This window comes from Bacteroides sp. DH3716P (assembly GCF_025914115.1).
GTDB lineage: Bacteria > Bacteroidota > Bacteroidia > Bacteroidales > Bacteroidaceae > Bacteroides > Bacteroides ovatus.
The window spans coordinates 1,629,737-1,643,894 of record NZ_CP083673.1; the positions used below are offsets into that span (position 1 = coordinate 1,629,737).

11 protein-coding genes are annotated in these 14,158 nt (G+C 33.5%); 5 read left to right on the plus strand and 6 right to left on the minus strand.

Annotated elements, in window-relative coordinates; all coding sequences use genetic code 11:
* Nucleotide 1 precedes the first annotated feature (1 nt).
* The gene (locus KQP79_RS05675) at nucleotides 2-811 is read right to left on the minus strand and encodes a glycosyltransferase family 2 protein (RefSeq protein ID WP_009039125.1); all 810 of its coding nucleotides are present in this window, start codon (nucleotides 809-811) and stop codon (nucleotides 2-4) included.
* A gap of 196 nt (nucleotides 812-1,007) precedes the next feature.
* Here KQP79_RS05675 and KQP79_RS05680 point away from each other — a divergent pair, with 196 nt between their 5' ends.
* Together KQP79_RS05680 and KQP79_RS05685 are read left to right on the plus strand one after the other, a co-directional pair.
* Nucleotides 1,008-1,991 (plus strand): glycosyltransferase family 2 protein, encoded by a 984-nt coding sequence (locus KQP79_RS05680; protein ID WP_061448404.1) that lies wholly within the window; start codon nucleotides 1,008-1,010, stop codon nucleotides 1,989-1,991.
* A 28-nt stretch (nucleotides 1,992-2,019) separates the two neighbouring features.
* Nucleotides 2,020-3,123 carry a glycoside hydrolase family 99-like domain-containing protein gene (locus KQP79_RS05685; RefSeq protein WP_061448403.1) on the plus strand — a complete coding sequence of 368 codons (1,104 nt, stop codon included), beginning with the start codon at nucleotides 2,020-2,022 and terminating at the stop codon, nucleotides 3,121-3,123.
* Nucleotides 3,124-3,210: 87 nt separating this feature from the next.
* Here the strand turns inward: KQP79_RS05685 and KQP79_RS05690 are convergent, their stop codons facing one another.
* Nucleotides 3,211-5,517: a glycosyltransferase gene (locus KQP79_RS05690; protein WP_061448402.1), complete on the minus strand. Its 2,307-nt coding sequence runs from the start codon at nucleotides 5,515-5,517 to the stop codon at nucleotides 3,211-3,213.
* A gap of 352 nt (nucleotides 5,518-5,869) precedes the next feature.
* On the opposite strand from KQP79_RS05690, the gene KQP79_RS05695 reads away from it, so the two are divergent.
* Entirely contained in the window at nucleotides 5,870-6,799 is a 930-nt protein-coding gene (locus KQP79_RS05695) for a glycosyltransferase family 2 protein (RefSeq protein WP_061448401.1), read from the plus strand.
* 64 nt (nucleotides 6,800-6,863) lie between these two features.
* Nucleotides 6,864-8,189, plus strand: coding sequence for a glycosyltransferase (locus KQP79_RS05700; protein WP_061448400.1), 1,326 nt, complete (start codon nucleotides 6,864-6,866; stop codon nucleotides 8,187-8,189).
* A gap of 72 nt (nucleotides 8,190-8,261) precedes the next feature.
* Here the strand turns inward: KQP79_RS05700 and KQP79_RS05705 are convergent, their stop codons facing one another.
* The 4 genes from KQP79_RS05705 to KQP79_RS05720 all read right to left on the minus strand — a co-directional run bounded on the left by KQP79_RS05705 (nucleotide 8,262) and on the right by KQP79_RS05720 (nucleotide 12,016).
* A complete protein-coding gene (locus KQP79_RS05705; RefSeq protein WP_061448399.1) occupies nucleotides 8,262-9,101 on the minus strand; it encodes a glycosyltransferase family 2 protein in 840 nt (279 codons plus the stop codon).
* Entirely contained in the window at nucleotides 9,101-10,102 is a 1,002-nt protein-coding gene (locus tag KQP79_RS05710; protein WP_061448398.1) for a glycosyltransferase, read from the minus strand. Before KQP79_RS05710 ends, KQP79_RS05705 begins: the two co-directional genes overlap by 1 nt.
* Before the next feature lie 52 nt (nucleotides 10,103-10,154).
* Nucleotides 10,155-10,970, minus strand: a complete 816-nt coding sequence (locus KQP79_RS05715; protein ID WP_061448397.1) for a glycosyltransferase family A protein — start codon at nucleotides 10,968-10,970, stop codon at nucleotides 10,155-10,157.
* Nucleotides 10,971-11,158: 188 nt separating this feature from the next.
* A complete protein-coding gene (locus KQP79_RS05720; protein WP_225483878.1) occupies nucleotides 11,159-12,016 on the minus strand; it encodes a glycosyltransferase family 2 protein in 858 nt (285 codons plus the stop codon).
* Between the two features lie 353 nt (nucleotides 12,017-12,369).
* On the opposite strand from KQP79_RS05720, the gene KQP79_RS05725 reads away from it, so the two are divergent.
* Nucleotides 12,370-14,091: a DUF5722 domain-containing protein gene (locus KQP79_RS05725; RefSeq protein WP_229093020.1), complete on the plus strand. Its 1,722-nt coding sequence runs from the start codon at nucleotides 12,370-12,372 to the stop codon at nucleotides 14,089-14,091.
* Nucleotides 14,092-14,158 lie beyond the last annotated feature (67 nt).

Consider the following 14,158-nt stretch of genomic DNA (forward strand, 5'->3'; position numbering starts at 1 on the left):
ATTAGTTTTGTATGATTCCTTTATCGCACCAGGTTAGTTTCCTGACTTTCGTTTCGTTCAAAATACTGCGGTTGTTATTTAAATTATCTGTTCCGTGTAGTTCATGATGAAGATGGAATACGATTCCCGCAAATTTGATGGTACGCTTGCGTACACCACTGTTGATAAGGCGGCATACTAATTCATGATCTTCACTTCCCCATCCGGTTATAGCTTCATTGTATCCATTGACTTTTAACAAATCCTCTTTCCAGAAAGCCATATTGCATCCTCTCGAGTAAGAAACATCCCATTGACGATAATGTTGAAGTAGTGGACTCAACCAAGGTAAATGTACTCCGTTGATTGTGTTTTTAGTACCTTTGTCGTGAATGGAAATGATGCAGTTTTTTTCTGCTAACATTTTTCTCGTTAAGCCTTCCCGGATTAATACACGGCTACCAGTTACGAAACTACCTCTTTTGGCAAAACGTACATGATCTTTGACGAAATCTTTGTGTAAGACGATATCTCCGTCAATTTGTATAATATATTCTTTAGATGCTTTCGCAATAGCTTTGTTGCGGATGGAGGCCAGTCTGAAGCCTAAATCCTCATGCCAAACATGAATAATGGGAACTTCAGAGGAAGCTGCCAATTGATGAATTAGCTCTCTTGTATCTTCTTTAGAACCATCATCAGCAATGATAATTTCATCAGGAAGGAGAGATTGACGTAGCACGCTTTTAACGCATAATTCTAATGCGTCGCTTCTATTATAGGTGGATATAATTAGCGATGTACTTATGTTGCTCGCCATTGGTTTATTCATATAATTATTACTAAGTTAGTTAAATAGTTAAGGGGGCTTGTACTAAAATTCTACAAATGTATACATTTTATTTGGTTGTGACAAGCGTTGAGGGCTTTTTTGCTAAACATTAGAGGGTTAGCGTTCTTTTTAAGAATAATATCCCTATCTTTGCTATTAGTTTGTTATAATAACCAAGATAAATAGTGTGTTTGTAATGGAAAATCATCCGGTGGAAGTTAGCGTAATCATCCCTAATTATAACTATGCTCGTTTTTTACAGCAACGTATTGAGTCGGTATTGGCACAAACATATACAGACTATGAAATTATATTATTGGATGATGCTTCAACCGATGATAGTGTGTCTATTTTAAACCATTATAAAACAAATTCTCGTGTTACTCATTTGGAGATTAATTCAGTCAATACAGGGAGTCCTTTTGCTCAATGGCAAAAGGGAATAAGTTTGTCTCGTGGAAAATATATCTGGATTGCCGAGAGTGATGATGCGGCTGAATCTTTTTTTCTAGAGAAAGCTGTTTCTGTTTTAAATCAATATCCTCGTGCTTCCTTCTGTTTTTTAGGTTCACACTGTATAGACGAAAAAGGGAATCAACTATCTACTGATTTTGACCGCTGGACTTCAAAACAATTACGTCGTCCTTACAATATAGGTGTTTTTGATGGTGAAGATTACATAAAACATAATCTTTATTGGCGTAATTATATTTACAATGCTAGCGGCGTTGTTTTTCGTAAACAATGTTTTGAACAGATAGAGGATTTATCTTGCTTCTCAATGCGCTATAGTGGTGATTGGCTTTTTTGGATAGAGATGGCGAGGCAAGGGAGTGTTATTGAGTTATATGAAAAGCTAAACCTTTTTCGATTGCATTCAACAAGTACAACTGTTGAGGGTAACGCTTCAGGTAATGCAATTCTTGAAGATATTCAAGTAGTACATTATGTTGAATCATTTTCTTATCCAATAGGGTGTTATAAGCGTTTGATGCGGCATGGAATGCTTTATAAAAATATAAAGCGTGCTAAAATTGATCCGAAAATGAGGTTGTTGTTGTTTGAAAAACTGAAAGGGTGTTTTGGCACAAGTGTGTGGACATATAGATGGGAACGGTTTAATAAATACATGAGTTTTTTGAATCCATGGCAACCTACAAGAGATAGAAATAGGTTGTAATGAATTGTGAAGTGCAATAAAGAAAGATATGGTTGACAAAAGAATTATAGCATTTTATTTGCCGCAATATCATCCATTTTCTGAAAATGATGAATGGTGGGGCAAGGGATTTACTGAATGGAGAAATGTGGTCAAGGCTAGACCTCTTTATCGTGGCCATTATCAGCCACATTTACCAGCAGACTTAGGTTTTTATGATCTGCGTGTTCCGGAAGTTCGTCAGCAGCAAGCTGATATGGCTCGAATGTACGGAATTAATGGCTTTTGTTATTATCATTATTGGTTTAATGGTCATCAATTGATGGAAAGACCATTAGAAGAAGTGCTGTCTTCTGGCAATCCTGATTTTCCATTTATGCTTTGTTGGGCTAATGAAAATTGGACAAGGGCGTGGGATGGTGGAAGTCGTCATATTTTGATTGCTCAAAATTACTCGGAAGAGGATGATCGTGCGCATATCCGTTATCTGTTAGATAATGTATTTAGTGATTCTCGATATATAAGAGTAGACGGTAAACCTGTGTTTTTAATTTATCGTTCCATGCTTTTTCCGAATATGAAAGAGACTATTCGAGTTTGGAGGGAAGAAGCTTCTAGTAAAGGAGTGGAGTTGTATTTATGCCGCGTCGAGACTATGGATTGTTATGGAGAAGAATACCTTCAGGATGGTTTTGATGCTGCCGTAGAGTTTCAACCTTTCACTCATCAAATGAATGAGTTTCAAAAAAAAAGAAATCCATTACGGAAGTTTGCTTATAATATAAATCGTCACCTTTTTAATACATGTAAGAAGAAAAAGATTGATTACTCGGAATATGTAGATTATATTTGTAAAACTCCTTTTCCTGATTATAAAATGTATCCGGGGGTTACTCCAATGTGGGATAATACTTCTCGTCGAAAGCAAAAGATGTTTATTTTGGACAAGAGTACTCCCGAAAAATACGGTGAATGGTTATGTTCGGTTATGAATAAATTTGTGCCTTATAGCAAAGATGAGAATTTTATTTTTGTCAATGCTTGGAATGAATGGGCGGAAGGTAATCATTTGGAACCTGACTTAAAATGGGGATTCCGTTATTTAGAAGAAACAGAAAAGGTGGTAAAAAGTATGCAAAAAGGTGGCTTTTAGATATAGGGAGGTGTTTGTATTTTTCTAGAGTATATAATGTTGCTCGTGTTCGAGCCAGAGCTAGAGAAATCTTACAAAAAGATTTCTCTAGATATTAATTCGTAGAATTCTGTACCATATAAATTTGAAAAAGATCTTGTTTTTGCATTTACTATTGGTATAGGTGTGGCGAAAATTTTGCACTTCATTAAAAGCTTGTTTGAGAGGAACTGAACTTTTAATAATATGCTTTACTCGTTTATACTCTTTTTTTTCTTCTTTAAGGTCTAATGTCGGGGTCTCTTTTCCTTTTCTATAAAATTCATTCCTTGATTGTATATAGTATATGTCATGATTTTTAACAGGAAATACGTTGATCGTTTTATTGTATATTTCTGTGTATTCATTGCCCATATCTTTTAAGGACTTCATGTTTTTTAAAAGATGTCTTATTCTTTCTACTTTCTGTTTATATTCTTGTGGGGCTGATTTTATAGTTGAAATGAGTTTAAAGATATCGTCTAATGTACTATTTATAGGTAAAATCCAGCCGACATCTGCTTTTTTTACTCGTTCGGCAATTGCCCCTAGATCAAATGAGATTACGGGGATCTCTGAAATTAAACTTTCTGATAAGGTATAAGAATATGTTTCGGGCCACATAGATAATAAGCAGATTAATTTTATGTCATTCTCTAGCAGTAAGTTGGGAAGATCTTGTTGTATATACTTGCCGTGATAAACATAATTTTTCTTATTCTTATTGCATTTTTTGTTTGTTGTTTGTCCGAAAAGATGGACGTTTATGTCTGTGCCTTTTACTTTCTCTGTTAATTCCTCTAAATATTTTAGTCCTTTTTCTTCTGTTATATATCCAATAAAGGCGATATTAAACTTTTTATTCTTCTTTTTATCTGGATTGTCATTATTTGGCTTTCCGTTTATTTTGTCATAACCATGTTCTACCACTTCGATTGTTAAATCCTTATATGTGTTCAGGAATATGTTTTTTGTACTGTACGATGGAACAATGATCTTTTTTACGGTTTTAAGATTTTCATAAAACTCTTTTCTCCAAAGTGGAATGAAGTTGATATTCAGGTTGAATGTTTTTGCTATGCATGAACCACATCCTGCTGTGTTAGCATAGTTGCATAGAAAAGTTTCTTTGTTAAAGAGCTTCACAGAAGGACATATTGAATAAAAGTCATGTAAAGTATATATGACAGGGATACTTCTTTCTTTTGCTACTTTGAATATGTCCAAATACATGTGTTTTAAATGATGGATATGTATTAAGTCTATTTTTAAAGTGTCTATTAGTATTTTAATGTCTCTATTAAATGTGTCATTATAGAGGTTTAATGTCGTATATTGTGAATATGCACCTAGGGTGGAGGTGATTTTGTCAAATGGTAAAAAAGAAGTTACATGATATTTAAAATCATCATCGGAATAATAAAGAACATGAAAATTAAATTCTTCTTTCATATTTGTTATTAAATCATGTACATGTAAAGTTGTTCCTCCTATATTTTTCTTTTCGGCTTCTTTGAAATCATGTATTACGATTAATACATTTTTCTTAGGATGTGAATTAATGGCATAGCGGATATTTAACTGTATATCTGAAATTGGATTTTGTTGTACAAAGGACTCTGTGTTTTCAACACATGAAGGATATCTACTTTTTAATATTTGTAGGTGAGAATTTATTAGCTCTGTTTTTTCTTGAGAAAATGACTGGGTTCCTTTATGATAGATGTATGTGTTGTCACATAGTAGATGTCTATATCCAGCTTGTAGACATCTGTACGAAAAATCATTTTCTTCACCGTAGCCTTTTCCAAAAGTTTTTTCGTCGAAGAGACCAATGTTGTTTATGGCTTCTCGTTTAATATACATACAAAATCCATTTGCAGTAGGAATTTCAGGGAATAGGTTCATGCTGCATCTTTCAACAATTCCTGCATATTCCTCTATCGTAAAATCTGATGGTATCGTATTTTCTGACATAAAATCAGGTACGGATGCTAATGTCGCATTGTTAGATAATGGAGTAACAGTTGCTATTGCAGCTTTGCTATATGCGCACTTTTGTATTTTAGGGAGCCAATTTTTCGTGACCTCTGTGTCGCTATTTAATAAAACAACATCGCGTGACGAGTGTTGCATCCCGATATTAACCGTTCGTACAAATCCTTGATTGCTCTCATTGTTGATTATTGTAATATTTAAAGATGGATATTCTGTTGTAAACAGGTTTAGCAAAGGAAGGATTCGCTGGTCTGTACTTTTATCATTGATAAGTAGTAAGGTATGTTTAGTAAGGTCTGTATGCTCAATCACAGTCTCTATACACTTCTTGGTAAAATCAAAAGCATTATAGATTGGTATTATAATATCAGTATCCATGGTGAATTAAAATAGATTGAGGTGAAGTACCACTTTATAGAAGTACAGATTGTTTTTATACATAATGACACAAAGGTATAAAGAAAAAATAAGAGTGGCAAGTTATTAATCTCAGAGGTATAGATTTTAAGGCAATATGTTTTTCGTCTAACTTAATACTCTGCTATGGCTTTTGATGTTATTTGGGTATAGGGAGCTTCCAAAATATAAAGTCAATTGTTCTTGTATAATTGATTGTTAGGTTTGTCTTTATTAGAATCGAGAATATCAGAAATTAAAGTGATCTTATTAATGCAGATCTTTCATCTCATTTACTTATCTTTGCAAATGAAACTATTGAATAGTTAGAAAAATGAAAAATAAACTGGCGATCATTATACCTGCTTATAAAGCTTGTTTTTTTCGGGAGGTTTTAGATTCTATTGTAAGGCAGAGTAACCGTGATTTTACGGTCTATATCGGTGATGATGCCAGTCCTGATGATTTAGAATCAATAGTATCTGATTATAAGGATAAATTAGATATATTCTATTTCCGTTTTGAACAAAATTGGGGTGGGAGAGATTTGGTTGCCCATTGGGAGCGCTGTATTGAATTATCTGATGAGCCGCTGGTATGGCTTTTTTCAGATGATGATTTAATGCCACCAGATGCTGTAGAACGGGTAATAAAGGGTTGGAAGAAGTCTGGAGAATGCGATGCTGTATTTCGCTTTCCTTTGGCTATAGTAGATGCGTATGGTGAACTGAAATATACTAATCCACCTTTTGAGACAGAAAGGATTTCTGGTTATGATTTCTTATTAGATAAGTTAAGTGGTAAAATATCCTCTGCTGCGTGTGAGTATGTATTTACACGTGATGTTTGGAAGAAAACAGGAGGGTTTGTTAGGTTTCCTTTGGCATGGTGTTCAGATGATGCGACATGGGCAAAGTTTGCGGATTATGCATCTGGTATTATTTCATTACCGGGAACTCCTGTTTATTGGCGGAATGCTGAAGATAAGAATATAAGTAATTCTACACGTTTTGATGGGGAGAAGCTTAAAGCTACCGGACTTTTTCTAAAATGGATTGGAATGAATTATAGATTAAATCTCCGGGAGTCTAGATTTCAAGATGCGTTGGTGACTTATGTGAATGTAATACTAGAGTGTTCTGTAAGAGGAAATTATAGTCTAAAAGATTTGGTTTGTTTATATGCTATTATGAGAAAATTCTCTCCTACTGTGGCTTCACGTATCCTACGTTCCCATATTTTGAAAGCCAAACTTTTTATTTGAATGAAATGAATTTATCTCCTAGTTAGAAAGAGATGGTTGAATATTAATTTTATTGAAATGCAAAATGAAGAAAATACTTTTTATTATACCTTGTGTTCCTTACCCTTTGAATTCTGGGGGAAATCAGGCTTTCTTTCAAATGGTAGACTATATCCGTCATAAAATGTCAGTTTCTGTGTTGTTTTATGCTTGGACGATTGATGAGGCAAAAAGGGTAGAAAAGTTAGAAGATTTGTGGGAAGATGTGGATTTTTATACTTTTGTTAAGGAGACAAAAGAAGAACCGGACTCTCCTTTAGTGCGAAATCCTTTTTATTATAAGTGGCTGAAAAAGCTCAAGATGTCTATTGAGCGTAAAATGCGGAGGCAGTTATTATCTACGTCAAACAGTACCGTTGATTTGTTGAAAGATAAAGATTTTGTACGTGAAAAGTCTGTTTTACCTAATTCTGTATATAAAGAATTTGATACACGGTATATAGATTATATTACAAAAGTAGCACATACAGGGTTTGATATCATTCAGGTAGAGTTTTATGAATTGATAGCATTGGGATATGTGTTACCGCAGAATGTACAGACGATTTTCGTTCATCATGAATTGCGATATATACGTAACGAGAATGAGATGAACCTTTTTCAGGCAATACGGCCTAGTGACCGGATGAATTTTCTTGTTGCAAAAGACTTCGAATGGAATGCGTTGCAGAAGTATAAGCATATAATTGCTTTAACGGAAGTCGATAGGCTATTGTTAGCTAGCTATTTAGGTCGCGAAGATCATATTTATGCTTCTCCTGCAGTGGTAAAATTTGAATCGAATTCAGAGACGGAGTTTATCCCTTGTGTTCATCGACGTTTTACTTTTGTGGGATATGGAGAACATTTTCCAAATCTAGATGCTGTTGTATGGCTTTGTAAGGAAATTGTTCCTTATTTACGTAAATGCAATTTTGAGTTCACTTTGCAAGTGGTTGGAATGGGATATGAATGCTATTCTGCTGAATTACGAACGGCTTGTCCTGAGATAGAGTTAGTTGGATTCGTTGAGAATTTGACCTCTTTCTTGCAGGGGAGCATTGCTCTTGTTCCCATTCGTATCGGAAGTGGTATGAGAATGAAAATACTTGATATGGTTTCTTCAAATGTTCCTTTTATTACAACTTCAAAAGGATTGGAAGGTATTCATTTTAGTGACGGCGTAGATTGCTTGATAGCCGATAATACTGTTGATTTCGCAGATGCTATGATTAAATTATCCAATGATTTGGAGTTACAAAAAATGTTGGTTCATCAGGCTAATGACAAAATGAAGAATATGTATAATCCACAAGAAATGTTGGATCGGAGATTATCGGTTTATACTTCTATTCTTAAAGATGAATTTTAATGTTTTTGTTGAGCCTTTGATTCTATATTGTCATCTTGAAAATGTTTTAGATTCTTTACACATTAGCTGCTACTATTCATTCTTGAATGATATGAAGTGGCAAAAAGATTTAATAAATTGTTTGAAAGACTTTTTATCTTTGGGAATATTGGCATTGGCTATTATCTGGGATAAACTGTATTGAGATACTAGATATTGGTCTGAGCTTTTTATAAAGCCGTTGAAATCTTTATTGTCAGAGACTGCATCATAACTCTCATTGTGTTTTCTCCATAAAGTTATTTCTTGGGGAATGTAATAGACTTTATTGAACACACATATTTGTCTCCAAAGCCAGAAATCCAACCATGCGGGGTAAGGGGTACTAAAATTAATATTTTGAATTACTTCTTTTTTTACGCAAACGGCGGAGAATGTGGGGATATAGTTTGAATCAAGGTAGGGAAATATGTTACTACCTGAATGTCTTTTGAGGAATGAAGAACTAAACTCTATATATGAATCATATTCAGGGTTATTTGATAGGTTTATAACTTTGATACCATTGACTATGAAATTTGCTAAAGGATTCTGTTGAATCGTATCTTGTAAAGATTCAATATGGTTATTGGTCCAATAATCATCGCTCTCACAGAATGCGATGTATTCTCCATTGGATTTTTCAATTCCTAATTTCACAGTCTCAGCTAATCCTTTGTTCTGGTTGCCGGGATGTGTGTATAGTTTTATATTTTTAAAACGGTTGGCATATTCTTCTATTATAAGAAGGCTTTGATCTCTGCTTCCATCATCCACAACAATAACTTCAAATGATTTATTGGTTTGTCTGATTAAAGAATCTAAAGTCTCTTTTATATATTTAGCATAGTTGTACGAAGCAACGATAACTGATATCAATGGTTGTTTCTTCATTATTGTTGTAGAATAATAGTTAAACATAATAGTATCAGTAAGACACAGGATATTCCTAAAGTGACTAAATAGTATTTCTTATATTTCTGGTATTTAAGCTTATACTTGTTGTATTTAGAAAAGAAAAACGATGGATCTTTATATAAATTGAAAACTTCTTGTAGGTGATTGTATAACCATTTGTCTTCTTTTCTTCCCAGATAATCATAGAATTGAGTAAAATAGTATACATATCCTGCATAGCCGCCAGGATTTGCATCGAAAACGATACGGAAAAAAGAATAATCAGTAATAAAACCAGCTTCATTGAGATTGCTGCTAGGCTTCATGCCATGAAAATGGATAAGTTTAGCTTTGTCATTGATACCCCAATAAGGTTTCCAATTATATTCTATTGGTAATAGTTCCATGTCTTTGAAGCATAGCTCATTTAAATATCCTTGGTCAAAAAGTCCGGATATGTTTCTTTCTCTATTTTTCATTTTAAGAATAAATTCCTCATATTTCTCTTTCATGCCTTGGATATTCATAACTAATACTCCCGCATTAAAATATTCCATATCTTCCACATTGCGTTCATATTCTGGGGCAGCTGCTAGATAAGTGGGATGTGGAAGCTCCTCAAGTAAAATGTCAGCATTGAAAATCACGTCTATATCAGAATAAAGAACATACTTTTCTTCTTTTTCTACAACAGGGATTTCCATTCTCATAAATGTTCCGAAAATTCGGTTATATTCGATTTCTTTCCCTAAATTCTGCAACATCCATTCACGCGGATATATCTCCATCAACTCTTGCTTATAGGGCAATTGATGGAGGATTATTTCTACATTGAATTCCTTTAATAAGTTATAAACAAGGTCATTTGTGTTGCCATCATATAGACAAACTAAATGGAGAGATGTGTTTTTCCTAGCACTGATTAACATGACTTTTAGTAAATCAAGATAATCTTTTCGAGTGACTATGGAGTCTGTCAGACAAATATAGCATTTCATAATCTGATATTTTTATTGCGTTATTTAATAGAGAACATTATAGATATATTTTTCACTCTTTTTTAGCCGAGTTTGTATTTGTCTGATTTTGTTTTGACCAATGGGTTAGTGTTTTAATATGCCCCAAATAATATAATTCTTCTTCAGTTGGTTTTGCGCTATTCATATACCAAGGTAAATGTCTGACGGAATAAGGGTGTCCGGTTCGAATACAGAAACAGTCTGGGTCAATAGGCTCCCCGATAAAATAGGGCTTATATACAGCAAAGGTTGTATCTATTAAAGCTTTGAATATGTTAGGCTCTATTTCTTCTTTCCAGAAAACGCTTTCCCACTCTATAACTTTTTCTTTTAATTTATAATGATCTGGTAGGTCGTCTATGCAGATTGAGAAGCCAGCCTTTAATGCTTTGGGATATTTTTGTAGTAATAAAATGAATTTCTCAATAAAATCGTCAGGACAATTAGGGAGGATCTCTAAATCAGAATCGGTATAGGCATAATAAGAATCCTTGAATTGTTTAAATATCCCTGTTTCCCACAATGATAGATGCCCGACATTCTTATTTAACATATATACAGGGTATGGTAGTCTTGTATAGTATTCTAATAGTGGAGGGTATGTTGATTGGTTATCAATAATATATAAATTATGATATCCCTTATTTTCTAAGCTATGGATTAGCTTTGTTAGCATTTCCAAACGGTTGTAATTGTTAATAATGATAGGGATGTCTTTATAGTTGATTTTCTTTACTCCCAAAAATCTTCTTTTGATTTCGGGAATAAACCATTTAAGAAATAGCTCTTTAGACCTTTGAAAGTCTTGATTGAATGCTTTATATTTTCGAATCAACTTTCTTCTCATTTTTTATTTCTGTTAACAATGATGTTATACATTATTTTTCTGGTTTATAGATTACAAAGCTACTATTTTTTTTGATTAATATTCGTCATTTCTAATATTGTATATTTAATATTATTATAGTATGATGTTTGGATAGAGGTCGGCATTAAACTTTTTTAGATATTCAGAGCGACGGCTTGAGATGTTTATTATCTTTTTCTTTTAAGAAATCTTTCTACTAAAAATAATAATTTAATATACTGTCGTGCTTTTCTTTGGATCCAAACAGTGTCTATAAGTTGTTGAACTCGGTGTTTTGATAATATGTCTAATGCCTGCTCTTGAGTTCTTGTCTTCTCTTGAAGGGCAGTATGATTCTGATAAAACTCACTAATCAGATAGGGAAAATCATTTTTAAAAAAATCGGAACGTTCTTGCATGATTAAGTTACCGCTTTTAGGGTCAGAACTTATTCCATAAATATTAAAGTATGAGACTGCAAAATTTAGATGTTTTGTTGTGCGATTAAACAAAAGGATCTGTTTTATAAAAAAAGCCCAATCTGATATAATCTGGTATTTTTCTTCATATAGCATATTTTTAAAGAGTTCTCTTTTAATAAAAGTCGACGGATGTCCTAAAGAATAATTATATATAAAAGGTAGGGTCAATTTGTCGGGATAAGGGCTGATTTGTACATCATCAGCATTACGATACAGATATAAATCAGCATAGACAATATCTTCTGTGAAATTTTCTTTAAATACTCGTGCTAGAATGTCATTTTCTAACCAATCACCGGAATTTAAAAACAATAGATAGTTGCCTTTAGCTTTAATAATTCCTTTGTTCATTGCATTATAGATCCCTTTATCAGGTTCTGATACCCAATAAGATAAATGTGATGCATACTTTTTTATAATGTTAATACTATTATCGGTTGAGGCTCCATCAATAATAATATGTTCAAAATCCTTAAAAGATTGCTTTTTCCATATACTTTCTAGAGTTTTCTCTAAACCCTTAGCGTCATTTTTATTAATTGTGATTATGGATAGTTGTGTCATATTGTTTAGGTTCATGTCTATTGTTTTGGTTTATGATGATTGTTGTTGGTTGATTGTATATTAGTGTGCTATAATCATGTGAAAATTCTGTTTTTTGTGCCTACAGGAGTCTCTAAGGATTTTCTCTATGATAATTATTCCTGCATTTCTCTGCAAAAATAGTGATTTATGCGTAATAATGTATGTTCAGTGATTGGAAAAATGAATAAAGTTTGGATAATTTATGTGATATCTATATATGTTTAAAATAAAAAAGATAAACAAAAAAAGAGAAATAAAATCTTTTTTTCAATTGTATAGTCTATCTTTGTACGAAAGAATCCTAAACCTTTTATTTTTATTTACTTATGGGCATGTTTGAAAATCGATCACTTGTAAGCAGTGGTAGCCTGAAGCAATTGTTGCTTTTTGTGTTGTTTTTGTTATCTGGACTGATGTTGTTAGTTGGATGTCATGAAGATCAAAAGGAAGAAGCTGTATCTTCAATTTATAAAGAAGATAATCTGAGATATGAAGATAGTTTAAAACGATATTTGCGAAACACTTATCCCTCTGTTATAAATAAAGTGTCTGTAACAGAATCATTTATTGAAATTATGGGTAACTGTGTGGGTGAGGGGCATTTTTATTTGGGTGAGATTCCTCCTTATTTGGATGTAACAAAGCTAGACAGGACCCCATATAAGGTAGAGTTGACTGAAGCATCATTTAGCATCGTATTAGATCGTTTTATTGAAAGGGAAGGTGTTTTATATGATCGGTTATTGTCAAAATGGGCTATTTTCCAAATGGCAGATTTAACAGACCAATTGGTGTCTCATGCACGACGACATGCGGATGAAATTTGGGCGTATCAACATTTATCTCCTATTACATTGACTTCTAAGAAAGGATTGGGAGGTCTTACTGCAAATTCGTTTATATCAGATTTAAGTTTGTTGGGTATTAGTAGTGCTACAATTAATGTTTGTATAACTCATTTTATGCATCTTACTCCCAAAGCAGGAGATATAGAACATCTGTATGGAGGAAAAACGTATTATATGGATGAAGAGTATCTCAATAATACTTTAGACAAAGTATTATTAGAAGCAACAAAAAAAAGGAATATCTCTGTTGCGGCAATTATTTTAATTGATCCAGCTTCACGGAGTGTAGATACGGGAATTGGAGAATTATTACAGCATCCGGATTATAGTGAAGGAACTTACACGATGCCTAATATGACAACTTTGGAGTCGGTAAATTGTTATGCTGCCGCACTTGATTTTTTAGCTAAACGGTACTGTAGATCAGATAATCGCTATGGACGTATCTCTCATTGGATTATGCATAATGAGGTTGATGGTGGGCTCTCGTGGACGAATATGGGGGTGAAGCCTGTTACTATCTTTTCGGATACTTATATAAAGTCTATGTGTATGTGCTATAATATTGTGCGTCAGTATGATGAACATGCAGAGGTGTTCGCTTCTTTTTCACATTCGTGGACTGATATTTCTAATGTGGGATGGTATACTAGTAAAGAAATTGTTGATTTGTTGAATACTTATAGTCGGATTGAGGGAGACTTCCAATGGGCTATGGCATATCATAGTTATGCGCAATCATTATTTAATCCTTGTACATGGCTCGACCCGGATGCAACTTACTCTATGGATACAAAGTATATAACATTCAAGAATTTAGAGGTGTTGAATAAATGGGCTTTGTCTAAAGAAAATAAGTATAAAGGGACTGTTAAGCGTTCTGTATGGCTTTCAGAGGCAGGTGTAAATTCTCCTACATATTCAGATGAGGATTTTCAGAAACAGGCAGCAGGTTTTGCTTACGCATGGAAAAAGATAAATGCATTAGAAGGCATAGACGGAATACAATGGCATAATTGGTTCGATCATCCAGGTGATGGGGCTTGCTTGGGGTTGCGTAAGTATCTGGATGAAACTTATAATGGAGAGGCAAAGCCAGTCTGGTATGTCTATCAAAAAGCAAACACAGAGGAAGAGGATGAATATTTTGAACAGTTTCTATCCGTAATTGTGATTTCTGATTGGAATATTATTGAAAAATTTTAAATTATCTGCATTATTAACTAAAACTGAAATTATGAAAATGTTAAGATTTTCTTGTGTTAAAAGGCTG